23 protein-coding genes are annotated in these 24,903 nt (G+C 71.7%); 15 read left to right on the top strand and 8 right to left on the bottom strand.

The window, feature by feature from the left end:
- The first annotated feature begins 77 nt into the window (after window positions 1–77).
- Window positions 78–593 carry a MarR family winged helix-turn-helix transcriptional regulator gene (locus tag AC4BGC_RS14395; protein WP_490556375.1) on the top strand — a complete coding sequence of 172 codons (516 nt, stop codon included), beginning with the start codon at window positions 78–80 and terminating at the stop codon, window positions 591–593.
- The gene (locus AC4BGC_RS14390; RefSeq protein ID WP_490556374.1) at window positions 586–2,163 is read left to right on the top strand and encodes an MDR family MFS transporter; all 1,578 of its coding nucleotides are present in this window, start codon (window positions 586–588) and stop codon (window positions 2,161–2,163) included. The genes AC4BGC_RS14395 and AC4BGC_RS14390 overlap by 8 nt, the downstream gene beginning before the upstream one ends.
- A gap of 90 nt (window positions 2,164–2,253) precedes the next feature.
- On the opposite strand, the gene AC4BGC_RS14385 is transcribed toward AC4BGC_RS14390, so the two are convergent.
- Together AC4BGC_RS14385 and AC4BGC_RS14380 are read right to left on the bottom strand one after the other, a co-directional pair.
- Entirely contained in the window at window positions 2,254–2,475 is a 222-nt protein-coding gene (locus tag AC4BGC_RS14385) for a DUF3107 domain-containing protein (protein ID WP_490556373.1), read from the bottom strand.
- A gap of 95 nt (window positions 2,476–2,570) precedes the next feature.
- Complete coding sequence (locus AC4BGC_RS14380) at window positions 2,571–3,248, bottom strand: TetR/AcrR family transcriptional regulator (RefSeq protein ID WP_490547739.1); 678 nt, start codon at window positions 3,246–3,248, stop codon at window positions 2,571–2,573.
- A gap of 158 nt (window positions 3,249–3,406) precedes the next feature.
- Between AC4BGC_RS14380 and moeZ the strand changes: the two genes are divergently transcribed.
- Window positions 3,407–4,624, top strand: a complete 1,218-nt coding sequence (gene moeZ / locus AC4BGC_RS14375; RefSeq protein ID WP_490556372.1) for an adenylyltransferase/sulfurtransferase MoeZ — start codon at window positions 3,407–3,409, stop codon at window positions 4,622–4,624.
- A 124-nt stretch (window positions 4,625–4,748) separates the two neighbouring features.
- Window positions 4,749–5,615, top strand: coding sequence for a hypothetical protein (locus tag AC4BGC_RS14370; RefSeq protein WP_490556371.1), 867 nt, complete (start codon window positions 4,749–4,751; stop codon window positions 5,613–5,615).
- 154 nt (window positions 5,616–5,769) lie between these two features.
- Here the strand turns inward: AC4BGC_RS14370 and AC4BGC_RS14365 are convergent, their stop codons facing one another.
- The gene (locus AC4BGC_RS14365) at window positions 5,770–6,729 is read right to left on the bottom strand and encodes a TauD/TfdA dioxygenase family protein (RefSeq protein WP_490556370.1); all 960 of its coding nucleotides are present in this window, start codon (window positions 6,727–6,729) and stop codon (window positions 5,770–5,772) included.
- Between the two features lie 115 nt (window positions 6,730–6,844).
- Here AC4BGC_RS14365 and AC4BGC_RS14360 point away from each other — a divergent pair, with 115 nt between their 5' ends.
- The 4 genes from AC4BGC_RS14360 (at window position 6,845) to AC4BGC_RS14345 (ending at window position 14,208) form a co-directional block, all read left to right on the top strand.
- Window positions 6,845–7,138, top strand: coding sequence for an MGMT family protein (locus AC4BGC_RS14360; RefSeq protein ID WP_490556369.1), 294 nt, complete (start codon window positions 6,845–6,847; stop codon window positions 7,136–7,138).
- A 73-nt stretch (window positions 7,139–7,211) separates the two neighbouring features.
- Window positions 7,212–10,499 (top strand): ATP-dependent helicase, encoded by a 3,288-nt coding sequence (locus AC4BGC_RS14355; RefSeq protein ID WP_490556368.1) that lies wholly within the window; start codon window positions 7,212–7,214, stop codon window positions 10,497–10,499.
- Complete coding sequence (locus AC4BGC_RS14350) at window positions 10,496–13,771, top strand: ATP-dependent helicase (protein WP_490556367.1); 3,276 nt, start codon at window positions 10,496–10,498, stop codon at window positions 13,769–13,771. Before AC4BGC_RS14355 ends, AC4BGC_RS14350 begins: the two co-directional genes overlap by 4 nt.
- A gap of 113 nt (window positions 13,772–13,884) precedes the next feature.
- Complete coding sequence (locus AC4BGC_RS14345) at window positions 13,885–14,208, top strand: hypothetical protein (protein ID WP_490556366.1); 324 nt, start codon at window positions 13,885–13,887, stop codon at window positions 14,206–14,208.
- A gap of 6 nt (window positions 14,209–14,214) precedes the next feature.
- On the opposite strand, the gene deoD is transcribed toward AC4BGC_RS14345, so the two are convergent.
- A complete protein-coding gene (deoD, locus tag AC4BGC_RS14340; protein WP_490556365.1) occupies window positions 14,215–14,982 on the bottom strand; it encodes a purine-nucleoside phosphorylase in 768 nt (255 codons plus the stop codon).
- Window positions 14,983–15,013: 31 nt separating this feature from the next.
- Here deoD and AC4BGC_RS14335 point away from each other — a divergent pair, with 31 nt between their 5' ends.
- Together AC4BGC_RS14335 and nudC are read left to right on the top strand one after the other, a co-directional pair.
- Window positions 15,014–16,978: a M3 family metallopeptidase gene (locus tag AC4BGC_RS14335; RefSeq protein WP_490556364.1), complete on the top strand. Its 1,965-nt coding sequence runs from the start codon at window positions 15,014–15,016 to the stop codon at window positions 16,976–16,978.
- Window positions 16,975–17,910 (top strand): NAD(+) diphosphatase, encoded by a 936-nt coding sequence (gene nudC / locus AC4BGC_RS14330; protein WP_490556363.1) that lies wholly within the window; start codon window positions 16,975–16,977, stop codon window positions 17,908–17,910. Before AC4BGC_RS14335 ends, nudC begins: the two co-directional genes overlap by 4 nt.
- Before the next feature lie 77 nt (window positions 17,911–17,987).
- On the opposite strand, the gene AC4BGC_RS14325 is transcribed toward nudC, so the two are convergent.
- Window positions 17,988–18,215 (bottom strand): mycoredoxin, encoded by a 228-nt coding sequence (locus AC4BGC_RS14325; RefSeq protein ID WP_490548452.1) that lies wholly within the window; start codon window positions 18,213–18,215, stop codon window positions 17,988–17,990.
- A gap of 112 nt (window positions 18,216–18,327) precedes the next feature.
- Between AC4BGC_RS14325 and AC4BGC_RS14320 the strand changes: the two genes are divergently transcribed.
- The 4 genes from AC4BGC_RS14320 (at window position 18,328) to AC4BGC_RS14305 (ending at window position 21,399) form a co-directional block, all read left to right on the top strand.
- Complete coding sequence (locus AC4BGC_RS14320) at window positions 18,328–20,409, top strand: ATP-dependent DNA helicase UvrD2 (RefSeq protein WP_490547750.1); 2,082 nt, start codon at window positions 18,328–18,330, stop codon at window positions 20,407–20,409.
- A 129-nt stretch (window positions 20,410–20,538) separates the two neighbouring features.
- On the top strand, window positions 20,539–20,700 hold the full coding sequence (locus AC4BGC_RS14315; protein ID WP_490556362.1) for a hypothetical protein: 162 nt from the start codon (window positions 20,539–20,541) through the stop codon (window positions 20,698–20,700).
- Between the two features lie 140 nt (window positions 20,701–20,840).
- Complete coding sequence (locus tag AC4BGC_RS14310) at window positions 20,841–21,164, top strand: WhiB family transcriptional regulator (protein ID WP_490556361.1); 324 nt, start codon at window positions 20,841–20,843, stop codon at window positions 21,162–21,164.
- A 28-nt stretch (window positions 21,165–21,192) separates the two neighbouring features.
- Window positions 21,193–21,399 carry a hypothetical protein gene (locus AC4BGC_RS14305; RefSeq protein WP_490556360.1) on the top strand — a complete coding sequence of 69 codons (207 nt, stop codon included), beginning with the start codon at window positions 21,193–21,195 and terminating at the stop codon, window positions 21,397–21,399.
- Between the two features lie 33 nt (window positions 21,400–21,432).
- Here the strand turns inward: AC4BGC_RS14305 and AC4BGC_RS14300 are convergent, their stop codons facing one another.
- The 3 genes from AC4BGC_RS14300 to AC4BGC_RS14290 all read right to left on the bottom strand — a co-directional run bounded on the left by AC4BGC_RS14300 (window position 21,433) and on the right by AC4BGC_RS14290 (window position 23,909).
- Window positions 21,433–22,764, bottom strand: a complete 1,332-nt coding sequence (locus AC4BGC_RS14300) for an ABC1 kinase family protein (protein ID WP_490556359.1) — start codon at window positions 22,762–22,764, stop codon at window positions 21,433–21,435.
- 25 nt (window positions 22,765–22,789) lie between these two features.
- Window positions 22,790–23,623 (bottom strand): hypothetical protein, encoded by an 834-nt coding sequence (locus AC4BGC_RS14295; protein ID WP_490556358.1) that lies wholly within the window; start codon window positions 23,621–23,623, stop codon window positions 22,790–22,792.
- A gap of 127 nt (window positions 23,624–23,750) precedes the next feature.
- Complete coding sequence (locus AC4BGC_RS14290; RefSeq protein WP_196804019.1) at window positions 23,751–23,909, bottom strand: DUF5679 domain-containing protein; 159 nt, start codon at window positions 23,907–23,909, stop codon at window positions 23,751–23,753.
- Window positions 23,910–24,077: 168 nt separating this feature from the next.
- On the opposite strand from AC4BGC_RS14290, the gene AC4BGC_RS14285 reads away from it, so the two are divergent.
- On the top strand, window positions 24,078–24,893 hold the full coding sequence (locus tag AC4BGC_RS14285) for an enoyl-CoA hydratase/isomerase family protein (RefSeq protein WP_490556357.1): 816 nt from the start codon (window positions 24,078–24,080) through the stop codon (window positions 24,891–24,893).
- Window positions 24,894–24,903: the final 10 nt, after the last annotated feature.

The raw sequence follows: 24,903 nt of genomic DNA, 5'->3' as shown, positions 1-24,903 counted from the left end.
CTCGGGCCGTGCGGCGCCGTACACGCGTTCTCCGAGACTAGTTGCATGTATCAACCAACTAATCTAGAATGGACGTCATGTCCGGAGCCACCAGTGAGTCCACCCGCGCCGAGGCCGTGCAGGCCCTGTTCGACGGCCTGCTGCGGTTCACCCGATCGCTGCGCTCCCGCTCGGGGGCGTGGAACCGGGGCCTCGGTGACCTGAGCCGCGGGGACATCGTCACGCTCGGCGTGCTCGAGCGGCAGGGCAGCGCCCGGCCCGGGAAGATCGCCTCGAGGCTCGGTGTGGACCCCTCCGTGGTCAGCCGCCAGCTCGCCGCGCTCGAGCGGCTCGCGCTGGTCACCCGGTGCGCCGACCCCTCGGACCGGCGCGCCGAGAAGATCACCATCACCGCCGCGGGCCGGCAGCGGCTCGCGCAGAACCGCTCCGCGATGTGCGAGGTGCTGGCCGACCGCGTGACCGACTGGGACCTCGACTCGATCTCACAGGCGGTCGCGGTCGTGGAGGACCTCGCCGCGCTGCTCAACGACCCCACCGACAACGAGACCACCACCAGCCAGAACGCGCAGGAAGCACAGGAACTACATGTCTGACTCAACGACGTCGGCCCGTCCGGTCGAGTCCCAGCCCGAGATGACCCACCGGGAGATCATCGAGGTCCTCATCGGCCTGATGTCGGCTCTCTTCGTGGCCATGGTGAGCACCACCATCGTCTCCACGGCGCTGCCCACGATCATCGGCGACCTCGAGGGCACCCAGTCGCAGTACACCTGGGTGGTCACGGCGTCGCTGCTGGCGATGACCGTCACCAGCCCGATCTGGAGCAAGCTCTCCGACCTCTACAACAAGAAGACGCTCGTGCTCGTCGCGATCGGCATCTTCCTGATCGGCTCCCTGGCCGCGGGCGCGGTGCAGAACGTGCCCCAGCTGCTGGGGGCCCGCGCGGTCCAGGGCCTCGGCATGGGTGGCCTGATCGCGCTGACCCAGTCGATCCTCGGCTCGATCATCCCGCCGCGGCAGCGGGGTCGCTACAGCGGCTACATGGCGGCCACCATGGCCGTGGCCACGGTCTCCGGACCGCTGCTCGGTGGCCTGATCGTGGACTCGATCGGCTGGCGCTGGTGCTTCTGGGTCGCGGTGCCGTTCGCCCTGGCCGGCATGGTGATGCTGCAGAAGTTCCTGCACGTGGAGACCGTCCGCCGCCCGGTGCGCCTGGACTACTGGGGCGCCCTGTTCATCACGGTCGCCGCCGCCCTGCCCCTGCTCTGGGTCTCCTTCGCCGGGGACAGCTACGCCTGGTGGTCCGTCGAGACCGCGGCGTTCCTCGGTGCCGCCCTCGTGGCCCTGGTCATCGCCGTCGTGATCGAGCGCCGGCACAGCGACCCGCTGGTCCCGCCGCGGATCGTCGCCGACCGGGTCACCACGCTCTCGATCATCGGCAGCCTGGCCGTGGGCATCTCGCAGTTCGGCGCCTCGGTGTTCCTGGCGCAGTACTTCCAGGTCGCCCGCAACCACACGCCCACCGAGGCGGGGCTGCTGATGCTCCCGCTGATCCTGGGCAACATGGTCGGCGCCACCGTGTCGGGCCTGCTGATCACCCGCACGGGACGCTGGAAGCGGCTGATGATCGGCGGCGGCGTGCTCCTGGTGATCGGCCTGTGCCTGATGGGCACGATCGACCACCACACCCCGCTGTGGCACCTGAGCGTCTACATGGTCGTGATGGGCCTGGGCACCGGCGTACTGATGCAGAACCTGGTGCTGGTCGTGCAGAACACCGTGGACGTGACCGACGTCGGCGCGGCAAGCGGTGTGGTCACCTTCTTCCGCTCCCTGGGCGGCACCATCGGTGTCGCGGCCCTGGGTGCGGTGCTGGCGGCGCACGTGGCCGACAAGATCGCCGCGGGCCTGGCCAAGGCGGGCATCCCCGTCACCAGTGGCGGCGCGGGCTCCCTGGACCTCGACCAGATGCCGCCCGCGGTCGCAACGATCGTGCGCACGGCGTACGCCGACGCGACCGGCCGCATCTTCCTGATCGCCGGGCTGATCGCGATCGTGACCGTGATCGCCGTGGCCCTGATGCCCGTCACCGAGCTCCGGACCACCATCCACAAGGAGGAGGACGAGCCGGTCAAGGACGCCAGGGAGGACGTCCTGGCCTAACCGCCGAGACGTCGCATCTGAAAGCTCAGAAACCGCCGAGACGTCGCATCTGAAAGGCCCAGGCCTTTCAGATGCGACGTCTCGTCGCGTTCAGGAGCGGAAGCCGACCTGCCCGGTGACGCTGGTGGAGATGTCCACGTAGGCGAGCTTGGCACCGGGTACGACGACGCGCCGTCCCTTGGCGTCGGTCAGCGAGAGCACGCCGCCGTCACCCAGGGCCTCGGACACGGCCTTCTCGACCCCGTCGGCGTCGAGGGTGGTGTCGATGGTCAGCTCGCGGGGGACGTTCTGGACGCCGATCTTGACCTCCATGGGAGGACCTCCTAGTTGGCGGGGATCTTGCTCGGGACAAACTCTGTCAGGCACCGCCGTACGCCGCACGCCGGGTCGGTCGATGGACCGGTCGCTCAGCGGTGCTCGTCGGTGCGCGGGTAGCCGCCGATGCCCCGCCAGGCGAGGCCGGCCACCAGCGAGGCGGCGTCCTGCTGGCTGATGGAGCCACGCTCGGTCAGCCAGAAGCGGGCGCTCACCTGGCCCATCCCCACCAGCGAGACGGCCAGCAGCTGGGACTGCTCGGGCGGCAGCCCGGTGTCGTCGGAGATCACGTGGGCGATCAGCTTGGCGCACTCGACGGTGACGCGGTCGACGCGGGCGCGCACGGCGGGCTCGTTGGTCAGGTCGGACTCGAAGACCAGCCGGAAGGCTCCCTCGGCGCTCGCGACGTAGTCGTAGAACGCGTGCATCGCGGCCTTGACCCGCAGCTTGTTGTCCTCGGTGGACTCCAGCGCCTTCGCGCAGCTGGAGATGATCGTGTCGCAGGACTGGTCGAGCAGCGCGAGGTAGAGCTCCAGCTTGCCGGGGAAGTGCTGGTAGAGCACCGGCTTGGACACCCCGGCCCGCTCGGCGATGTCGTCCATGGCCGCAGCGTGGTAGCCCTGGGCGACGAAGACCTCCAGCGCCGCGGTGAGCAGCTGGGCCCGTCGCGCTCGGCGGGGGAGACGGACGCTCCTGGCGGTGGAGGCACGGCCGGTGCCCTCACCGGGTTCCACGGACCCGAGCTCGCGTGACTCCTCGTACGTACTCACGTCCGCAGCCTACAAGCAGGACTCCGTCTCACTGTCCGGATGGCGGGGCCTCGGGAGGGCCGCTGGAGAGGACTGGGAACATGGGGGCGAACGATGGTGTTCCCCAGGGGACCCACCGGGTCGTTCGTCCACACTTGTTCTGACGAGGAGTCGTTGTCGTGTCCCTTCCCGCACTGGTCGAGCCGGCCGCCGAGCTGACCATCGACGAGGTCCGCCGCTACAGCCGGCACCTGATCATCCCCGACGTCGGCATGACCGGCCAGAAGCGGCTGAAGAACGCCAAGGTCCTGGTCATCGGCGCCGGTGGTCTCGGCAGCCCCGCGCTGCTCTACCTCGCCGCCGCAGGCGTGGGCACGCTGGGCATCGCGGAGTTCGACGAGGTCGACGAGTCCAACCTGCAGCGCCAGATCATCCACGGCCAGTCCGACGTGGGGAAGCCCAAGGCGATCTCGGCGCAGGAGTCCATCGCGGAGACCAACCCGCTGGTGAACGTGATCGTGCACAACGAGCGCCTCGACAACGACAACGTGGTCGAGATCTTCAAGGGCTACGACCTCATCGTCGACGGCACCGACAACTTCGCGACCCGCTACATGGTCAACGACGCGGCGTACTTCCTGAACATCCCCTACGTCTGGGGCTCGATCTACCGCTTCGACGGCCAGGCCAGCGTGTTCTGGCCGACGCTGACCAAGGAGGACGGCTCCAGCGCGGACGCGCCGTGCTACCGCTGCCTCTACCCCGAGCCGCCGCCGCCCGGGATGGTGCCGAGCTGCGCCGAGGGCGGCGTGCTGGGCGTGCTGTGCGCCAGCATCGGCTCGATCCAGGTCAACGAGGCGATCAAGCTGCTCGCCGGCATCGGTGAGCCCGCCGTCGGCAAGCTCGTCATCTACGACGCCCTCGAGCTGGAGTGGCGCACCCTGAAGGTCCGCAAGGACCCCAACTGCGCGCTGTGCGGCGAGAACGCCACCGTGACCGAGCTGATCGACTACGACGCCTTCTGCGGCGCCGTCTCGGAGGAGGCCAGCGAGGCCGCCGCCGGTTCCACGATCTCGGTGACCACGCTGGAGTCGATGCTCAAGGAGCGTGCCGAGGGCACCCGCGACTTCACCCTCGTCGACGTGCGCGAGCAGAACGAGTTCGAGATCAACCGGATCCCGGGCTCGGTGCTGATCCCCAAGGGCGAGTTCCTCAACGGCAACGCCTTCGAGCAGCTCCCGCAGGACAAGCCCGTCGTGCTGCACTGCAAGTCCGGGGTGCGGTCCGCCGAGGCGCTGGCGGTGCTCAAGGGCGCCGGGTACGCAGACGCGGTGCACGTCGGTGGCGGCGTGGTGGCCTGGGTCGACCAGATCGACCCCTCGCAGCCGACGTACTGAGCCTCCAGCATTCGGGACGCGCGCCCCGGGTCGGTCCGAAAAGGGACCGGCCCGGGGCGTAACCGGTCCGGGAACGTGTCGTTGGACACAGTGACCTCGCTCCCGTGACCGAAGGGCCCACCCGATGCGTCTTTCCCGACCACTGCTGGCCGCAGCCGCCGCCACGGTGCTGGCCGTCACCGGCCTGGCCGTCACCACGACCTCGGCGCAGGCCGCGCCCACGTGGGCGCCCGCGGGCTCCGCGGTGATCCACCCGGGCACGATGATGTACACCGAGGGCGCGCAGTGCACCGGGAACTTCGTCTTCACCGACTCCTCTGGCGGGGTCTACCTCGGGTACGCCGCCCACTGCGCCGGCAAGGGCGAGGCCACCGACACCAACGGGTGCAACCAGGACTCGGTGCCGCTCGGCACCAGGGTGACCTTCACCAACGACGGCAACCTGCTCTCCGAGGGCACGCCCGTCGGGCACGGCACGCTGGCCTACAGCTCCTGGATCACTGAGAACAAGCTCGGCACCACGGACGCGAACACCTGCGCCTACAACGACTTCGCGCTGGTCAAGGTGGACGCCGCCGACGTCGGCAAGGTGAACCCGTCGGTGCCCTTCTGGGGCGGGCCGACCGGCATCGACACCGACGGCACCAAGCTCGGCGACCGGGTGTGGACCTACGGCAACTCCAGCCTGCGGGCCGGCCTGACCGTGCTCGCGCCGCACACCGGGATCAGCCTGGGTGACAGCGCCGCCGACGGTGGCTGGAGCCACCCGCTCTACACCGTGACCCCCGGCGTCCCCGGGGACTCCGGCTCGGGCTTCCTCTCCGCCGGTGGCAAGGCCGTGGGCACCCTGTCCACCCTCGGCCTGCTCCCGCTGCCCGCCTCGAACAACATCGGCGACCTGGCCAAGGAGCTCGCCTTCGCCAAGGCCCACTCCGGCATCGCCGGACTGGAGCTGGTGAAGGGCACCGAGCCGTTCAGGCCCATGCTCTAGCCGGACGGGAGCCGGCCGGGCCGGGGGGCCGCGGGGTCGTGGGGGCCCCGCAGCCCGCCGGCCGGGCCCCACAAATGTCGGGTTGTGACGTTCGTCTGAGGCCCATGGACGTCCCGATCCCACATTTGTGGGGTCGCGGCGCGCCCCACCGGCCTCAGCTGATCAGGTGGTCGATCGAGGAGAAGTGGTCGGCGTTGCCGGAGCGGACCACGCTGTGGCGGCCGTCGAGGGAGACGGGGATGTCGCCGGCGACGGTGATCCGGCGCATCTCGCGGGGCTGCTCGTCGAAGTCGGCCACCGCGTAGTGCTGGGTGGCGCGGTTGTCCCACATCGCGACGTCGCCGTGCTCCCAGGTCCAGCGCACGGTGTTCTCCAGCTTGGTGATCCGGTCCTGGAGCACCTTGAACAGGGCGGAGGACTCGGAGCTGTTCAGGCCGACGAACTTCTTCACGAAGTGGCCGAGCACCAGTGAGCGCTCGCCGGTCTCGGGGTGGACCCGCACGACCGGGTGCTCGGTCTCGTAGTGGATCGACTCGAACTCCTCCCGCTTGAAGTCGGAGTCGGCGTCCTCCTCGCCCGTCTCGGTCTCGCGCGCGTAGTCGTAGGCGTTGGTGTGCACGGCCCACAGGTTCTCCACGAGCGCCTGGAGCGGCCGCGGGAGGTTCTCGTAGGCGGAGACGGTGTTGGCCCAGTTCGTGGTCCCGCCGTACGCCGGGAGGGTGACGCCGCGCAGCACGGAGATCGCCGGGACGCGGTCGACGAAGGTGACGTCGGTGTGCCAGGAGTTCGCCGCCATGCCCCGGTCGGCCTTGACGCTGAGCACGCGGGCGCTGCCGGTGTTCACCGTGGGGTGCGCGGTGGTGAGCGGTCCCAGCAGCTCGGCGAACGCGATCTGGGCGTCGTCGTCGAGGTGGTGCTGGCCGCGGAAGAAGAGCACCTTGTGCTCCAGCAGGGCGGCCCGGACCTGGGCGACGTCGGCGCCGTCGAGGTCGCCGCCGAGGCGGACACCCTCCACGACCGCGCCGATCCGGCCCCCGACCTTGCGGACCCGCACCGGGCCACTCGCCGCGGGGGGCGAGACGTGCTCGGTGTGTGCGTCGAACTGGATCGTCATGCGCTCGCCCCTCTCGTGCGTGGACAGGATCACCTGTTGATTCAACTTAGTCTATCAAACTACTTGGATTTGTGGGTGGACCCCGCTTCCGGGGGCAGTTTGCGAGCATGTGCGCGTGGAGTTCGAGGAGTACGTCGAGGAGGTGCTCGTCGTCGTGGAACAGGTCCCCTCGGGACGGGTGACCACCTACGGCGCGATCGCCGACCGCGTCGGTGGTGGCGGTCCCCGCCGGGTCGGCCGGGTGCTGTCCCAGTTCGGGGGGCCGGTGCCGTGGTGGCGGGTGGTCCGCGCGGACGGTTCCCTGCCGCCCAGCCACGACGACGAGGCCCGGGCGCGCTACCTCGACGAGGGCACCCCGATGCGGCCGTCGGGCCGGGTGCACATGGCCCGGGCCTTCTGGCAGCCGTGACCCGGCCCGGGGAGGGGACTCGCGCCGACACCTGGAATGGGCGGTTGTCGGTCCCGGATGTTTGGCTGTCCCCGTGAGACACCCAGCCGCCCAGCCGGCCACCCAGCCGGCGTACACGCTGGTGCGCCGGGAGCACGGCCCCGGCCCGGCGCCGATCCTCGACGAGACGCAGCAGGCAGTCGTCGACCACGAGGGCGGCCCGCTGCTCGTGCTCGCGGGCCCGGGCACCGGGAAGACCACCACCCTGGTCGAGGCGATCGTGGACCGGATCGAGAACCGCGGCGCCGCCCCGGAGTCGGTGCTGGCGCTGACCTTCAGCCGCAAGGCGGCCGAGCAGTTGCGCGACCGGGCCGCCGCGCGACTGGGCCGGACCACCTCGACGACGATGTGCTCGACCTTCCACTCCTTCGCCTACGGCCTGATTCGCAAGTACTCCCCGCCCGAGCTCTACGCCGGCCCGCTGCGGCTGCTCAGCGCCCCGGAGCAGGACGTGGTGCTGCGCCAGCTGATGGATGACAACCCCGAGGCCGTGCGGTGGCCGGAGTCGCTCCAGCGGGCCTCGCGGACCCGCGGCTTCGCCCACGAGGTCGCCGCGGTGCTCGGGCGCGCCCGCGAGAAGGGCCTCGAGCCCGAGTCGCTGCGGCGGCTGGGGGAGGAGAACGACCTTCCCGAGTTCGTGGCCGCGGGCTGGTTCCTGGAGCAGTACCTCCAGAACCTCGACGACCAGAGCGCCACGGACTACGCCGACCTGATCCGCCGCGCGGTGATCGAGGCGGTCGACCACCAGGCCGACCTGCGCGCGCAGTTCAAGCACGTGTTCGTCGACGAGTACCAGGACACCGACCCCGGCCAGGTCAGGCTGCTGCGGGCGCTGGCCGGCGACGGCGCCGACCTCACGGTGGTCGGCGATCCGCACCAGTCCATCTACGCGTTCCGCGGCGCCGAGGTGCGCGGCATCCTCGACTTCCCGGCACAGTTCCGCCACCGTGACGGCAGGCCGGGCGACGTGCTCGCGCTCTCTCGCGTACGCCGCTTCGGGCCCCGGATGCTCCTGGCCAGCCAGCGGGTCGCCGCGCGGATCCCGCTGACCGGCGGCATCGACGCGCAGGCCAGGGCCGCGTTCACCAGTCCCGAGTCGACCGTGACCGGCGGGCGGGACCGGGTCGAGGTGGTCACCTACGACACCGAGCGGGCCGAGGTCGAGCGCGTGGCCGACCTGCTGCGCCGGGCCCACCTCGAGGACGACGTCCCGTGGTCGGAGATGGCGGTGCTGGTGCGTTCGGGGCGGGGGTCGATCCCCGCGCTGCGCCGTGGGCTGACCGGCGCCGGCGTCCCGGTGGAGGTGGCCAGCGACGAGACGCCGCTGGGCCAGGAGCCCGCCGTACGCCCGCTGCTGGACGCCCTGCGAGCCGTGGTGAACCTCGACAACGAGGACCCGCACGACCCCGACTACCTCGACCCGATCGCGGCCGAGGGCCTGCTGGTCTCGCCGATGGTCGGCCTCGACGCGACCGACGTGCGCGCCCTGTCCCGGTTCCTGCGCGAGCGCGACAAGCGGCTCGCCGCCGAGGAGGGACGCCCTGCCCGGCCCTCGCCGTACCTCCTGCGCGAAGCGGTCCTCGGCGCCGGCCTGACCGGCCAGAGCGGTTCCGCGGCTGAGGAGCGTGCCCTGGATCCGGTGGTGAAGCGGGTGCGGGCCCTCAGCGACCTGCTGCGCACCGCTCGAGAGGTGCTCGACGGCTCCGGCACGGTCGAGCAGGTGCTGTGGACGCTGTGGTCCGGCACCGCCTGGCCCGAGCACCTGCGTGTCCGCACCGGGCGAGGCGGCGCGACGGCGCGGCTGGCCAACCGGGACCTCGACGCGATCTGCGCCTTGTTCGAGACCGCCGCCAGGGCGGAGGAGAAGGTCGGCCACAAGCCGGTCGGGGAGTTCCTCGCCACCATCGAGGCGCAGGAGATCCCCGCGGACACCCTGGCGGACAGGGGGATCCACGGGGAGTCGGTGCGCCTGCTGACCGCGCACCGCTCCAAGGGGCTGGAGTGGCGCCTGGTCGTGGTCGCGCACGTGCAGGAGACGGCCTGGCCGGACCTGCGACGCCGCGCCACCCTGCTCCAGGCCGACCGCATCGGCGCCGAGCGGTACTCCGTGCCGGTCATCGAGCCCGAGACCACCACCCGCGAGCTGCTCGCCGAGGAGCGGCGGCTGTTCTACGTCGCCTGCACCCGCGCGCGCGAGCGGCTGGTGGTCACCGCTGTCGCCTCGCCCGACGACGAGGGCGAGCAGCCCTCGCGGTTCCTCACCGAGCTCGGGGTCGAGGTCCGGCACCAGCAGGGTCGTCCGCCACGGCCGCTGTCCCTGCTCGGACTGGTCAGCGAGCTGCGCCGTACGGCCTCGGACCCCGAGACCACTCCGACCCTGAGGGCGGCCGCGGTGCAGCGGCTGGCGCGGCTCGCCGCCGAGCGCCGCCCCGACGGCCGCCACCTCGTCCCGGCCGCCGACCCCGCCAACTGGTGGGGCACCCGCGACCTCACCCACGCCGAGCAGCCGGTGCGACCGGCCGACGCGCCGGTCGAGCTCACCGCCAGCGCGCTCGCCGGGCTGGTCGAGTGCCCCGCGAAGTGGTTCCTCGAGCGCGAGGCCGGGGGAGCGGCGAAGTCGAGCCAGGCGCAGGGCTTCGGCAACCTCGTCCACGCGATCGCGGACCGGGTCGCCAAGGGAGAGCTCGGGACCGGGCCCGGGGCCGTGGAGGAGCTGATGACGCACGTGGACGAGGTGTGGGACCAGCTCGGCTTCCGCACCCCCTGGTCGCGCGGGCGGGAGCACGAGGAGGTCCGCAAGGCGTTGAGCCGCTTCCTGGACTGGCACGGCCGGCCGGGCGCCCGCACGGTGCTGGCCACCGAGAAGGACCTCCGGGCGCAGGTGACGCTGCCCGACGGGCAGCAGGTGGTCCTGCGGGGGTACGCCGACCGGCTCGAGCTCGACGAGGACGGGCGGGTGGTGGTCGTCGACCTCAAGACCGGGAAGTACCCCCCGACCAGGATCGAGGAGAACCCGCAGCTCGGGCTCTACCAGCACGCCGTCGACCACGGGGCCGTGGACGACCTCGTCGAGGGGGCCGCCTCGGGTGGCGCCGAGCTCTGGCAGCTGCGCAAGGAGACCAAGGGTGAGCTGAAGGTCCAGGGCCAGCGTCCCCAGCAGCCCGACGACGAGGGGATCCGCCCGGTGGAGCGCCAGCTGATGCAGGCCGCCTCGGCGCTGCGCCTCGAGCAGTTCCCGGCGCGGCCCGAGCGGACCCGGTGCGACCGGTGCCAGTTCGTGGCGTTCTGCCCGGCCCAGGTCGCGGGATCGGTGCTGTCATGAGCGCGCCGCTCCTCAGCGAGGCCGGCCCCGGGATCCGGCTGGAGAGCCCCGCCGACCTCCAGCGCCTGATGGGCACGCCCTACCAGGTCAGCGACCAGCAGTGGGCGGCGATCAGCGCACCGCTGGAGCCGGCGGTGGTGATCGCCGGTGCCGGCTCGGGCAAGACCTCGGTGATGGCCGCCCGGGTGGTCTACCTGGTCGCCACCGGGCAGGTCCAGGCCGACCAGGTCCTCGGGCTCACCTTCACCACCAAGGCCACCGCCGAGCTCGCCGCCCGCGTCCGGGAGGCGCTGTCCGCCGCCGGGCTCGACGAGGGAGTCGCGTCCGCCCCGCAGCCCGGTGACGAGCCCGGCGAGCTGCCGGAGCGGGTGGAGCCGATGGTGGTCACCTACAACGCCTACGCCGCGGCGCTGCTCACCGAGCACGGCCTGCGCATCGGCCACGAGCCCGACACCCGGGTGATGGCCGACGCCTCGCGCTACCAGGTGGCGGCGCGGGCCATCGAGCGCCACACCGGTGCCGTCGAGCTGCTCAGCGAGCACCCGAAGACCGCGATCGAGTACCTCCTCGCCCTTGACGCCGAGCTCAACGAGCACCTGGTCACGGTCGAGCAGGTCCGTGCGTTCCACGCCCGCACCCGACCCGGTTTCGAGGAGGCGCTGGCCACCTCCCGGGCGAAGGTCGACATCACCAAGGCGATCGCAAAGATGGCCGAGCGCGAGGAGGTGCTCGACCTCGTCGAGGGCTACCGGGCCCTCAAGTCCCAGCTCGGGCTGATGGACTTCTCCGACCAGGTGGCCCTCGCCGCGGAGCTGGCCGGGAGCCAGCCGGAGGTCGGGCGGGTGGAGCGCGCCAAGTACCGCGTGGTGCTGCTCGACGAGTACCAGGACACCTCGGTCGCCCAGGCCCAGCTGCTCAGCGCCCTGTTCTCCGGGCCCGACGTCGCCTCGGGGCGTGGGCACGCGGTGACGGCGGTCGGGGACCCCAACCAGGCGATCTACGGGTGGCGTGGCGCCTCGGTCTCCAACATCCTCGGGTTCGGGTCGTTCTTCCCCTCCGCGGACGGTGCCGAGGTCCCGTCGTACGCCCTGACGGTGAACCGGCGCTCCGACGCCCGCATCCTCGAGGTCGCCAACGCCCTGGCCAAGCCGCTCTACGACGAGTTCGACCAGGTGGAGCCGCTGCGCGCCAAGGACGGCGCCGCGCAGGGAGCGGTGCACGCGGTGCTGCACGAGACCTACCCCGAGGAGCTGGCCTGGCTGGCCGACCAGGTCCTCGCCAGCCACGCCGCGATGCCCGAGCCGCTGTGGAGCGAGATCGGCGTGCTCACCCGGGACAACTCCCACGCCGCCGACGTGTTCGACGCCCTCACCAGCCGGGGGATCCCGGTCGAGATCGTGGGTCTGAAGGGCCTGATGCGCCTGCCGGAGGTCTCCGAGGTCGTCTCCACCCTCGCGCTGCTCCAGGACCTCACCGCCAACGCCGACCTGCTGAACCTGCTCAACGGGCCGCGGTGGGCGATCGGGCCCCGCGACCTCGCCCTGCTCGGCAAGCGGGCGCGCGCCCTGACCGGCGTGAAGCTGCGCGAGGAGGGGATCTCGGTCGGCGAGGAGCTCCAGCGCGCGGTCGAGGGCGCCGACCCCACCGAGGTGCTCTCCCTCAACGACGCCCTGGCCGACCCGGGGGACCTGTCGTACTCGCCCCAGGCACTGGCCCGGTTCGCGCTGCTCTCCGAGGAGCTGCGCCAGCTGCGGGCCCACGCCGGGGAGCCGCTGCTGGACCTGGTGCGGCGGATCGTCGACGTGACCGGCATCGACGTCGAGCTGGCCTCCTCGGTCTCGCTGGCGGCCTCCGCCCGTCGCGACAACCTCGACCTGTTCGTCAAGGCGGTGGCCGACTTCCAGGCCATCGACGGGAGGGTGAGCCTCGCGTCCCTGCTGGCGTGGCTCGACGCGGAGGACGAGATGGGCAGCGGCCTCGACCAGGCGACGCCGTCGGAGGCGGACTCGGTCAAGCTGCTCACCGTCCACCGCGCCAAGGGGCTGGAGTGGTCCTCGGTGTTCCTCGTCGGGGTGTGCGCCGAGAAGTTCCCGGTGACCACCGCCCGCAGCCAGTGGACGACCGTGTCCAAGGTGCTCCCGGCGCCGCTGCGCGGCGACGCCGCGGACGTGCCCCAGCTCCGCGGGCACGACAAGGCGGCGATCGAGGAGCTCAAGGCCGCAGCCAAGGCCCACCAGCGGCTCGAAGAGCTGCGGCTCGGCTACGTCGCCCTGACCAGGGCCAAGCACGAGCTGTGGGTCTCGGCCTACCAGTGGAGCCCCACCCGGCAGAAGCCGCTGGCGCCCTCTCCCTACCTGGAGACGGTGCGGGAGGTGATGGCCGGCTGGGGGACCGAGCCGGCGTCGTGGCCAGAGCTGCCCGAGGTCGGCACCCCCAACCCGTTGCAGGAGAACCCGCCCTCGACCCCGTGGCCGGACCTGACCCGCACCGAGGAGCACGACCGGCGGCTGGCCTCGGCCGCGCTGGTGCGCGAGGCGATGGCCTCCGGGGACGACGGCTCCGCGGCGCCCGAGCTCGACCTCGTCGAGAGCTCGACCCTCGCGCAATGGGACGAGGAGCTCGAGCGCCTGCTGCGCGAGGCCCGGGCCGACCGCTCCGGGGTGGTCCAGGTGCCGATGCCGACGAGCCTCTCGGCCACCTCGCTGGCACGGTTGCGCGAGGATCCCGAGCAGTTCGCCAGCGAGCTGGCCCGACCGATGCCCCGACAGCCGTCCCCGGCCGCCCGGTTCGGCACCCGGTTCCACGCGTGGGTCGAGGCCAGGTTCGGCCAGCAGTCGCTGCTCGATCCCGACGAGCTGTCCGGCCGCGCCGACCTCGGCCTCGACGACGAGGACGAGCTGCGCGAGCTGATCAGCAGCTTCGAGTCGGGTCCCTTCGGCGACCGGGTCCCGTACGCCGTGGAGGCGCCGTTCGCGCTGGTCCTCGCCGGGCAGGTGGTCCGGGGCCGGATCGACGCGGTGTACGCCGAGCCGGACGGCAGCTGGCTGGTCGTGGACTGGAAGACCAACCGGCAGCAGAACGCCGAGGCCCTGCAGCTCGCGCTGTACCGGCTGGCCTGGGCCGAGCTGATGGGGGTCGAGCTCGACCAGGTGCGCGCGGCCTTCCACTACGTCCGCTCGGGGGAGACCGTGGCGCCGGACGAATTGCCCCCGCGTCAAGACCTGGAGCGAATCCTCTCGCCGGACGAACCCCCGCAGACCGGTCCGGTGTAGACCAGTTCCGGTCAATACGCCACTAACAGGTCCATATCACCCAAGTTGCCCCAAGATCTTCTCAGAGGCGTCGCAGGCAGCGATGCGAGGGGGCTGAGATGTTCGGATCAACGATGTTGCTCACGATCGGGCAGGCGCTCGACCGGGCCAAGGACGACCAGCTTGCCGTCCGGATGCACGTCGGCGGCGACTGGATCACCGGCCGCGTCCTGAACAGCGACGGTCACGGGGTCGCGGTCCTCGAGGACAACGGCGACCTGTGCGTCGTACGCCAGGACACGATCACCTGCGTGCGGCTCCCCTCGCGCACCAACGAGCCCTTCGTCGCGCCGCAGCCCCAGGAGGCCCAGGAGGCCCAGGAGCCCCAGCACGACCGGCACGTCCCTGAGCAGTCGACCCGCGCCCTGCAGCACTCGGCGAGCCCGGCCTACGCCTGAACGGAGCTACGACGCCCCGGCCGTCACGGTGCCGGCCCTCACGGTGCTGGTCGTCACGTGGCTGGACGGCGCGAGCGCCGCCGCCAGGGCGATCTCCACCATCGGGCGGTAGGTCTGCTCCCGTTCCTGGGAGGTGGCCTCCTCGCCGGTGACCATGTGGTCGCTGACCGTGCACACGGCCAGGGCCTGGCGACCGTAGGAGGCCGCGAGCGTGTACAGCGCGCTCGCCTCCATCTCCACCGCCAGCACGCCGTGGGCGACCATCGGGTCGGTCAGCTCCGGGCGCGGGTGGTAGAACGCGTCGCCGGAGAGGATCAGGCCCACGTGGGCGGTGACGTCGTCCCGAGCGCTCGCGGCGTCGTGGGCCGCGCGGAGCAGCTCGAAGTCGGCGACGGGGGCGTAGTCGAGGCCGTGGAAGCGCAGCCGGTTCATCGCCGAGTCGGTGCACGCACCCGAGGCGATCACGACGTCGCGCAAGGCCACCCGCTCGGTCAGTGCCCCGCAGGAGCCGACCCGCACGATGCGGCGTACGTCGTAGTCGGCGAACAGCTCGTTGACGTAGATCGACATCGAGGGCTGTCCCATCCCCGAACCCTGCACCGAGACGGGCTGCCCCTGCCAGGTCCCGGTGTAGCCGTACATCCCGCGGACCTCGCTGTGGCACACGGCGTCCTCGAGGAAGGTCTCCGCGATCCAGCGTGCTCGCAAGGGGTCGCCGGGCAGCAGGACGGTGGGTGCGATCTGACCTGGGTGCGCGCCGATGTGGGTGCTCATGGCGGCACAGCCTAGGACTAGCCTCGCAGGCATGGATGCGACCGCCCCGCTGCAGCCCCTCACGATGCCCAGCGAGCCGGGGGGCTGGCTCGACTGGGTCGAGCGGCGCGCGGCCGACGGCCTCCGCGACGCCGGCACCGAGGTGGCCGCGCTGAAGAGTGCTCCCAGCGGCGACGGCGCGATCCTGCAGCTGTGGAACGACGTCCACATCGCGCTCGCCGGGGTGTTCGCGCTCAGCTCGCTGGCCGCCGCGGTGCATCCCGATCCGGCAGTGATGGAGGCGGCGGAGGCCTTCGAGATCGAGGCCCAGCGGTTCAGCACCGACCTCTACCTCGACGAGGCCGTCTTCGCCCAGCTGTCCTCGGTCGACGTCGCGGGGCTCGACGAGCCGGCCCGGCGGATGCTCGAGGACGCGCTGCGTTCCTTCCGGCGTGCCGGGGTCGACCTGGACGAGGACATCCGTGCCCGGTTGCGAGAGCTCGATCGCCGGGGGAGCGAGCTTTCGCAGACCTTCACCCGCAGGATCCGCGACGGCCGTCGTACGACGTCGGTGCCGGTCTCGGCGCTCGCGGGTCTGCCGCAGGACTACCTCGCCGAGCGCCCGCCCGGAGCCGACGGCCTGGTGGAGATCAGCACGGACACCCCCGACACGATGCCGGTGCTGACCCATGCCGAGGACCCGGAGACCCGTCGCCGCGTGGCGCACGCGTTCCTCAACATCGGCTGGCCCGAGAACGACCCGGTCCTCGCCGAGCTGCTCGAGGTCCGCGAGGAGAAGGCCAAGCTGCTGGGGTACGACGACTGGCCCAGCTACGACGCCGAGGTGAAGATGATCGGCGAGGGGCCGCGGATCCCGAGGTTCATCGACGAGATCGCCGCTGCCTCCGAGGCGGCCGGGCGCGACGAGATCGAGCAGCTGCTGCTCTACGGCGTGGCCGAGGGCGAGGACGTGATCGACTTCAGCAACTGGCGCCACCATCTCGAGGCGCTCAAGCGGGACCGCTACGGCGTGAGCGCCCAGGAGGTCCGCCGCTACTTCGACTTTGCCAAGGTCCGCCAGGGGCTCCTCGACGTGACCGGCCGGCTGTTCGGGCTCACCTACACCGAGGTCGACGCGCCGGCCTGGCACCCCGAGGTGACCTCCTACGACGTGACCCTGGCCGAGAACGGCCAGCTGCTCGGGCGGATCCACCTCGACCTGCACCCGCGCGCCCGCAAGTACAACCACGCGGCGCAGTTCACCCTCGTCCCCGGGGTGCTGGGCCGCCAGCTGCCCGAGGGCGTCCTGGTGTGCAACTTCTCCCGCGGGCTGATGGAGCCCGCCCACGTGGTCACGCTGTTCCACGAGTTCGGTCACCTGATGCACCACGTGCTGGCCGGCAGGCACGAGTGGGTGCGCTTCTCCGGGGTGGCCACCGAGTGGGACTTCGTGGAGGCCCCCTCGCAGCTGCTGGAGGAGTGGGCCCGCGACGCCGACGTGCTGCGGGGGTTCGCCACCGACTCCGAGGGCACGCCGATCCCCGAGGACCTGGTGCTCCGGATCCGGGCGGCCGACGAGTTCGGCAAGGCGTTCCTGGCCCGCACCCAGATGGCGTACGCCGCGATCTCGTACTGGTTCCACCACGACCGCCCGGCCCACCTGACGACAGGGCTCCAGGACCTGATGGAGCGCTACAGCCTGGTCGCGATGCTGCCCGACACCCACTTCCACGCGGGTTTCGGCCACCTCGACGGGTACTCCTCGGCGTACTACACCTACATGTGGAGCCTGGTGATCGCGAAGGACCTGTTCTCGGCGTTCGACCCCGAGGACCTGTTCGCGCCGGAGGTGGCCCACCGCTACCGCGACACCGTCCTCGCCCCCGGCGGGTCCCGCGACGCCGCCGACCTCGTCGAGGACTTCCTGGGCCGGCCATACGACAACCGAGCCTTCACCGAGTGGCTGGGCAGACCGCCCGGGGCGCTCCCGGACAGCTCCGGCGAGACCACGCCGTGACGCCGGCGACTCCCGGCGGCCGGCAGCTGCCACACGTGGCGCTCTCCGAGCACGCACACGACCGGCACGGGCTGCACCGCACCGACGACTCCTGGCTCGAGGCGCGGTGGGCCGAGCCGGCGACCAGGGTGCTGGTCATCGCCGGCTCGCGGCTGCGCCCGCTCGGCGGCCGGATCACCTGGGTCAGTCCCCAGGAGGCTCCCGACGGGATCCGGATCCTGCTGGGCGAGCGTGACGGTGTGCAGCACTTCGCCGTCATCGTCGAGCCCGCGCAGGCGCCGGGGGACCCGGAGGAATGGGTGGTGCTGCGCACGATCGTGCAGTCACTGGCCGACAGCGACCTCGAGGACGCCCCGCTGGTGCTGCACGCGATCGGCCTCGCGGAGTGGCACTGGTCGACCCGGCACTGCCCCAGGTGCGGTGGCCGGCTGGAGTCGCGCCAGTCCGGTCACGTGCTGCGCTGCACGTCGTGCGGCAAGGACCAGTTCCCGCGCTCGGACCCGGCGGTGATCATGCTGGTCACCGACGGGGAGCCCGGGAGTGACGAGGAACGGGCCCTGCTCGGTCGTAGCCCGGCCTGGCCCCAGGGCCGCTTCTCCACCCTCGCCGGGTTCGTCGAGCCAGGCGAGACGATGGAGGACGCCGTACGCCGCGAGGTGTTCGAGGAGACCGGCGTCATCGTCGGGGACGTGGCCTACTTCGGCAGCCAGCCCTGGCCGCTGCCGGCGAGCCTGATGATCGGCTTCACCGGCCGCGCCACCGGCTCCGAGATCGACGTCGACGGCTCGGAGATCGAGGAGGCCCAGTGGTTCACCCGCGCAGAGCTGCACGCCGGAGCCACCTCCGGCGACCTCGTCCTACCGGGCGGCGTCTCGATCTCCCGCTCCCTGATCGAGAGCTGGTACGGCGGCCCGCTGCCGGGTCGCTGGTAGACGGATAGTCCGAGACGTTTCCGTCGTACAAGTGGCGGACTGACGACGGAAACGTCTCGGACTATCCGGATCCGAACTCAGAGGCTGGCGATCTTCTCCTTGACCTGGGCCAAGGACGGGTTGGTCTGGGCGGTCCCGTCGGTGAAGACCAGGGTGGGGACGGTCTGGTTGCCGTTGTTGGCCGACATCACGATCTCGACCGCGGTGGGGTCCTGCTCGATGTCGACGACGCTGTAGCTGATCCCCTCGCGGTCCAGCTGGCTGCGCAGGCGGTGGCAGTATCCGCACCACGGGGTGGTGTACATGGTGAAGCTGGCCTGGTTCTCCACGGCTGTGGACTCCTGGGTCACTGAGTGTCCTCTCTCGCGTCTACGCTCGACACCGGCCTCAACGCAGAAGGGACGGAGAACATTTCCGATGCATGCCGATGAGCTCCTGAGCGCGCTCGACCCCGAGCAGCGGGAGGTGGCCACCGCTCTGCGCGGCCCCGTGCGGGTCCTGGCGGGGGCGGGCACCGGGAAGACCCGGGCGATCACGCACCGGATCGCCTACGGCGTGGCCTCGGGGGTCTACAACCCGATGGAGGTCCTCGCGGTGACCTTCACCACCCGCGCGGCCGGGGAGATGCGCACGCGCCTGCGCTCGATGGGCGCCTCAGCGGTCCAGGCGCGCACGTTCCACTCCGCGGCGCTGCGCCAGGTGCGCTACTTCTGGCCCAAGGTGTACGGCGGCCAGCCGCCCGAGCTGACCGTCTCCAAGATCCCGACCATCGCCGCAGCCGCGCGCAGCAACCGGGTCGAGGTCAACCAGGCGGCCCTGCGCGACCTGGCCAGCGAGATCGAGTGGTCCAAGGTGAGCAACGTGCGCCCCGACGACTACGAGCGAGTGGCCCCGGGACGGGGGCGGGAGGTCGCCGGTCTCGACCACGCGACCGTGGCCCGCGTCTTCGGCAGCTACGAGGAGCTCAAGCGCGACCAGGGCCGGATGGACATGGAGGACGTGCTCCTGATCGGCGCCGCTCTGCTCAGCGAGGACGAGCGGGTCGCCGCCGAGGTGCGCCGCCAGTACCGCTGGTTCACCGTCGACGAGTTCCAGGACGTCAGCCCGATCCAGTCGACCCTGCTCGACCTGTGGCTCGGTGGACGCGACGAGATCTGCGTCGTGGGCGACCCGGCGCAGACGATCTACTCCTTCGCCGGAGCCCGGGCCAGCTACCTGACCGAGTTCCCGGTCAAGTTCCCAGGCGCGACCAACGTGGAGCTGGTGCGCAACTACCGCTCGACGCCGCAGGTGATCGGGGCCGCCAACGCGCTGCTCAAGGACTCCGCAACCACCAGCGTGATGCTCCGGTCCCAGCGCGAGGCCGGACCCGAGGTGACCTGGCGCGAGGCGCCCGACGAGGTCGCCGAGGCCGAGGCCGTCGCCAAGCAGGTCAGCAAGCTGATGGACCAGGGCGTGCCGCTGAGCGAGATGGCGGTGCTGTTCCGCATCAACGCCCAGTCCGAGGCGTTCGAGGAGGCGCTCACCGAGCGGGGGATCGCCTACGTCGTCCGTGGAGCAGCCAGGTTCTTCGAGCGCCAGGAGGTGCGCCAGGCGCTGGCGCTGATGCGCGGGCAGCTGCGCGCCGGCGCGGAGGAGTCAGACGAGCTCGTCGACCAGGTCCGCGCGGTGCTCACCGGCATGGGCTGGTCGACCGAGGCGCCGACCGCCCGGGGCCAGGCGCGCGACCGGTGGGAGTCGCTGCAGGCGCTGGTCTCGCAGGCCTCGGTGCACGTCGCGAGCGAGACCGCCGCCGAGCGCGTCCCCACCCTGGCCAGCTTCGTCGCCGAGCTCGACCGCCGGGCCCACGAGCAGCACGCCCCGGTCGCGGAGGGCGTGACCCTCGCGACCCTGCACGCCGCCAAGGGCCTGGAGTGGGACGCGGTGTTCCTGTGCGGGATGCAGGAGGGGTCGATGCCGATCACCTACGCCGACACGCCCGCGGCAGTGGAGGAGGAGCGGCGGCTGCTCTACGTCGGTGTGACCCGGGCCCGCGTCCACCTGTGGGTGTCCTGGGCGCTGGCACGCAACCCCGGGGGCCAGGCCAGGCGCAGGCCCTCGCGCTTCCTGGCAGGACTCCGGCCCGCCTCAGCAACAGACCAGGAGACCGACCGCGCCGGGGGAGCGCGATCCGCCCCGGGGTCTCGTCACCGCGCGAAGAAGGCGGCCGCGTGCAAGCAGTGCCAGCGCCCGCTAGCCAGCTCGCGCGAACGCAACCGCGGCTACTGCCAGGACTGCCCCGTCCCCTACGACGAGGAGCTGTTCGAGCTGCTCCGCTCCTGGCGCAAGGAGCAGGCCGAGGCGGAGAGCGTGCCGGCCTTCGTGGTGTTCTCCGACGCGACCCTCGAGGCGCTCGCCGAGGTCAAGCCCACCGACCGTCGCGGGCTGCAGTCGATCAACGGCATCGGCAAGTCCAAGCTCGACAAGTACGCCGAGGAGCTGCTCGAGATCCTCGGCTGAAGAGCGGCCCGCGAGGGCAGTGGGAAAGATGCGCGCAATAAATCGATTGCGCGGCGGATCGGGGTCGGCGTAGCGTCGCTCCTGTTCATTCGGGCTGTCCGCCCTGACCGACCACGAAGGAGGTGCGACATGAAGCTGTACAACCAGACCCCGGCCACTACGTGGGCCGCGTTCGTCGCGCCCACCCTCGGTGGTTCCGTCGCCGGAGCCTGCCCGCAGGTGCGCTACCGCCACGCGAACGACGCCGCCATGGCCATGGGTTGCCGCCCCTGGAGTCCGCTGATCACCTGAGCCCACGCTCACCCTCAGCTGCCTCCAGGCCGCGGAACCCACCACGGGATCCGCGGCCTTCGTGTTGTCCCAGGACGCCGGCGGATCCCACCACCAGCCCCAGCCCACCAGAACGACACCCTCACGAGGAGGTGATCCGGATGCGCACCAGCGCTGTCCGGACAGCACGCATCGACGAGGCGGACCTGCCCTGCCGCAACGAGGACCCGGAGCTCTACTTCGCCGAGTCGCCCACCGACGTGGAGGCGGCGAAGGCGCTGTGCCAGCTCTGCCCGATCCGCACGCAGTGCCTGGCGAGCGCCCTCGAGCGCCGCGAGCCGTGGGGCGTGTGGGGCGGCGAGCTCGTCATCGCCGGCGTGGTCGTCCCGCGCAAGCGTCCGCGGGGCCGCCCCCGCAAGAACCAGGCCGAGGCTCCCACCCCGGTCTCCACCGACGTTCGAAGGTCAGTCGTGACGGCTGCCTGAGCGCACATCACCAGAACGGAGCACGACGATGAACGACCTCTTCGTCGACCTGGCCCGCGCCGAGCACGAGGCGCGCCTGGCCGACGCCGAGCGCCGTCGCCGGGCCCGGCGGGCAGCGGTCGTGGACCGGCTGCAGCGCAGGGCCCGGCGGCTGGCGCGGAAGTCCGCGCGGGTCTCGCGGCGGGCCGAGCGGGCTGCCAGCCGGGCACGGCTCGCCCTGGCCCGGGCGATCTGAGCGGGCGATCTGAACGGGCGATCTGAGGGGCGCTCAGCTGATGTAACCGGGGAACGAGTCGCGCAGCACCTGGCGGAACGGCACCTTGGCCTCGAGTTGGCTGAGCACCGCGATGCCTCCGGCGAACGTGCGATGGATCAGCATGTACGCCGGAGGCAGGTTCAGCCTCAGCATGGCGGAGTACGCGTCGCCACGAGGATCGTTGAGCCGGCGGAACTGCTCCTGCATCCAGGAGCGGGAGAACTGGAACTCCTCCACGCTCGCGGGCTCGATGAACGGGCCGAGGTAGGCGCGCAGCTGCTCGGCGTCGACGCGCACGCGCTCGCGGATGAAGCCCTCGTCGCGCAACGCGGTCACCAGCTGCTCGTAGTCCTCCATCGTGGCGATCCGGATCAGCGCCCCCAGGGAGCGGGGCAGGCGCCGCTCGGGCAGTCGCGCGACGGCGCCGAAGTCGAGCACGCCCAGCCGGCCGGGGCTGCCGTCCTCATTCGGCAGCAGCCGGAAGTTGCCGGGGTGCGGATCGGCGTGCAGCATGCCGGTCCGGCTCGGGGCGCCGAACATGAACCGCAGCAGGTGGTAGCCGTAGTGGTCGCGCTCCTCCTGCGTCCCCTCCCGGATGACGTGCGCCAGGGAGTCGGTGCTCTCCATCCACTCGGTGACCAGCACCGTCCCGGCCGAGGCGACGACGTCGGGGACAACGATGTCGGGGTCGTCGCGGTAGGCGAGCGCGAAGGTGCGCTGGGCCTGCGCCTCGAGCTGGTAGTCGAGCTCCTCGACCGCCCGCTCCTGCAGCTCGGCGATCAGCGGCTTCACGTCCAGGCCGGGCACCAGCGGCCCGATGCCTCGCGCGACCCGGGCGATCTGGCGCAGGTCGGCGGTCAGCGCCTCGGCCGAACCGGGGTACTGCACCTTCAGCGCCACGTCCCTGCCGTCGGCCCACCGGCCCCGGTGGACCTGTCCGATCGACGCGGCGGCTGCCGGCACCGGGTCGAGCTCGACCAGCTGCTTCTTCCAGTCCGGGCCCAGCTCACGGCCGAGGATCTCGCGCACGGTGATCGTCGGCATCGGGGGAGCGGCGTCCTGCAGCCGGGTCAGCTGGTCGCGGTACGGCGCCGCCACCTCGTCGGGCAGGGCGGCCTCGAAGATCGACATCGCCTGACCGAACTTCATCGCCCCGCCCTTGAGGTCCCCGAGGGTGCGGAACAGCTGCTCGGCGGTGCGCTGCTGCACGTCGGTGAGCACGGACTCCGCCGAGGCGCCGCCGATGCGCCTGCCGAGTCCGAGCGCGGTGCGACCCGCGTAGCCCAGCGGCAGTGCCGCGAGCTTGGCGGTGCGGGCGACTGCCCGGCGGGGGAGCTCGCTCACTCGCGACCCCGATCCTCGGTGTGGGTCATGACCCCATGGTGCCCGACACAGGCGAATCCGCCGACCAGCAGCAGCCACATCCCGGATGTCGCAGCCATTCCTGCTCACGCCGCCGGGCCGGTTCGGCTGCCAGGACGATCGTTCTCGACCAGGTCGAGGGTTCGTGCCCGTCGAGGTGGGCGATCACGTCACGGGCTGCCCAGGCCCGCGCGAGCGAGACCAGCGTGGGGTCGAGGTCGGGCACCCCGTCGGGCCGGGGCAGGGCCGAGGCGTGCACGTACCTCGCGGTCACGGCGACGTGGTCGGGGTCGGCGACAGCCTGGTGGGCGTCGATGCAGCGCAGGCACGGCGTGGTCCCGGGCACCACGAACGGGCCCAGCACGGCGTCGCCGTCGACGAGGCGTACGACGAGGTGCGTCCTGGCGTCACGGACCAGGGGGTCGAGCCGCTCGCGGTCGAGCTCACCCCAGCTGGCCACGACGACCACGTCGGCTCCCACCGCCGACGTGGTGGTGCGCAGGCCGGCTGTCCCGAACAGCTCGGCGAGCCCGGGCACCCCGGGGACCGGGGCGTCGCCGAGCACGGCCACGGTCGCGGGGGCTCGTCCTCGTTCGCGTCCCCAGGCCAGGCACCCGTTGCGCTGCAGGCGTTCGAGCACCTCGGCGAGGCCGGGATCGGTCGCCAGCGTGGCGACGTCGAGCCGTCGTTCGAGCAGCAGCGTCAGTGCGCGTTGCACGACCTCGGTGCGGGGCAGCAGCACGCGGCGCCCGTCGTGCAGGCCGACCTGGAGGTGGTGCAGCCCGCGGCGTACGACGCGCAGCCCCGGCGCGAGGGACGGGGACGGCTGGCGGGTCGGCATGGCCGGGACGCTAGGTGGGCCGGCGGCGAGGGCGAAACCTCAATCCACAGGCGCCGGGAACAGCAACGGCGGGACCCCTCCGAGGAGGGGTCCCGCCGTGTGTCTCGCAGGCTGAGTCGTGTGGTGCTCAGGCCTTGCCGAGGATGCGGTTCAGGTTGGTGCCGCAGACGGGGCAGACAGCCTTGGCCATCCGGGTGCCCTTGTCGTTGACCCTCACCTCGCCGCTCGCCTCGCGCTTCTCCTTGCACTTCACGCAGTAGAACTCGCCGCTCCAGGTTTCCGCCATGACGGCCTCCTCATTGATAGTTCTGGTCGTCTCGGCGGGAGGGGTTCGGGGAAACCCGCCGGGGTTCGGTGTTTTCGAACCTCGATCGAGCGTAGACCACGCTCAGGCTCAATCCCCGCAGGGGAGGGTCAGGCGGCCGAACGTGTCCTGCGGCGGTAATCTCCGGCCATGTCGCCGAACTCCGAGCAGATCAGCCCGAACGCGCACCTCCGGCTGGAGCGGCCGGCCCCCGGGGTCGCCCGCCTGGTGCTTGACAACCCCGGCCAGCGCAACGCGATGTCGGATGCGATGACCGCGTCGTGGGTGGCTGCGATCGACGAGCTCGCGGCCGACGACTCGGTGCGGGTGGTGGTGGTGACCGGCGAGGGCACGGCGTTCTGCTCGGGCGGCAACACCGGCTGGATCGCGAGCGAGCCCGAGGCCGAGGTCGACTACCTGCGGACCCGGATGATGGCCTTCTACCGGGCCTGGCTGAGCATCCGGAAGCTCGAGGTGCCCACGATCGCCGCGGTCAACGGACCCGCGATCGGCGCGGGGCTGTGCCTGGCCCTGGCCTGCGACATCCGGTACGCCGCACGCGGGGCCCGGCTGGGGGCCCCGTTCGTCAAGCTCGGGATGCACCCGGGGATGGCCGCCACCTACCTGCTGCCCAACGTGGTGGGCGAGGCCAACGCCCGCGAGCTGCTGCTCACCGGACGCACGGTGGAGGCCGATGAGGCCCGCGAGCTCGGCCTGGTCTCCCGCGTCTTCGAGGCCGAGGAGCTCGGGGAGCGCGTCCAGGAGATCGCGGAGGGGATCGCCGCCACTGCGCCGATCGCGAGCCGCTACACCACGCTGGCGCTGCGCGACGGCGGGCACAGCGACTTCGAGTCCTGCCTGCAGTGGGAGGCGCTGGCGCAGCCGGTCACCCTGGCCACCGCCGACCTGCAGGAAGGCATCGCGGCGGCACGGGCGAAGCGCGACCCCGTGTTCCGGGGCGTCTAGCCGCCTGCCG

The sequence above is a fragment of the Nocardioides sp. Z38_18 genome (assembly GCF_058215695.1).
This window is presented reverse-complemented; position numbering and strand designations above follow the sequence as displayed.

Bases quoted from the DNA above. Each gene is read 5' to 3' on its own strand.
- AC4BGC_RS14365 (WP_490556370.1), bottom strand. From the start codon at position 6,729: ATGACGATCCAGTTCGACGCACACACCGAGCACGTCTCGCCCCCCGCG.
- AC4BGC_RS14385 (WP_490556373.1), bottom strand. From the start codon at position 2,475: ATGGAGGTCAAGATCGGCGTCCAGAACGTCCCCCGCGAGCTGACCATC.
- AC4BGC_RS14350 (WP_490556367.1), top strand. From the start codon at position 10,496: ATGAGCGCGCCGCTCCTCAGCGAGGCCGGCCCCGGGATCCGGCTGGAG.
- AC4BGC_RS14295 (WP_490556358.1), bottom strand. From the start codon at position 23,623: ATGCCGACCCGCCAGCCGTCCCCGTCCCTCGCGCCGGGGCTGCGCGTC.
- AC4BGC_RS14290 (WP_196804019.1), bottom strand. From the start codon at position 23,909: ATGGCGGAAACCTGGAGCGGCGAGTTCTACTGCGTGAAGTGCAAGGAG.
- AC4BGC_RS14310 (WP_490556361.1), top strand. From the start codon at position 20,841: ATGCGCACCAGCGCTGTCCGGACAGCACGCATCGACGAGGCGGACCTG.
- AC4BGC_RS14390 (WP_490556374.1), top strand. From the start codon at position 586: ATGTCTGACTCAACGACGTCGGCCCGTCCGGTCGAGTCCCAGCCCGAG.
- AC4BGC_RS14325 (WP_490548452.1), bottom strand. From the start codon at position 18,215: ATGTACACCACCCCGTGGTGCGGATACTGCCACCGCCTGCGCAGCCAG.
- AC4BGC_RS14320 (WP_490547750.1), top strand. From the start codon at position 18,328: ATGCATGCCGATGAGCTCCTGAGCGCGCTCGACCCCGAGCAGCGGGAG.
- AC4BGC_RS14395 (WP_490556375.1), top strand. From the start codon at position 78: ATGTCCGGAGCCACCAGTGAGTCCACCCGCGCCGAGGCCGTGCAGGCC.
- AC4BGC_RS14335 (WP_490556364.1), top strand. From the start codon at position 15,014: ATGGATGCGACCGCCCCGCTGCAGCCCCTCACGATGCCCAGCGAGCCG.
- AC4BGC_RS14315 (WP_490556362.1), top strand. From the start codon at position 20,539: ATGAAGCTGTACAACCAGACCCCGGCCACTACGTGGGCCGCGTTCGTC.
- AC4BGC_RS14345 (WP_490556366.1), top strand. From the start codon at position 13,885: ATGTTGCTCACGATCGGGCAGGCGCTCGACCGGGCCAAGGACGACCAG.
- AC4BGC_RS14285 (WP_490556357.1), top strand. From the start codon at position 24,078: ATGTCGCCGAACTCCGAGCAGATCAGCCCGAACGCGCACCTCCGGCTG.
- deoD (WP_490556365.1), bottom strand. From the start codon at position 14,982: ATGAGCACCCACATCGGCGCGCACCCAGGTCAGATCGCACCCACCGTC.
- AC4BGC_RS14370 (WP_490556371.1), top strand. From the start codon at position 4,749: ATGCGTCTTTCCCGACCACTGCTGGCCGCAGCCGCCGCCACGGTGCTG.
- AC4BGC_RS14305 (WP_490556360.1), top strand. From the start codon at position 21,193: ATGAACGACCTCTTCGTCGACCTGGCCCGCGCCGAGCACGAGGCGCGC.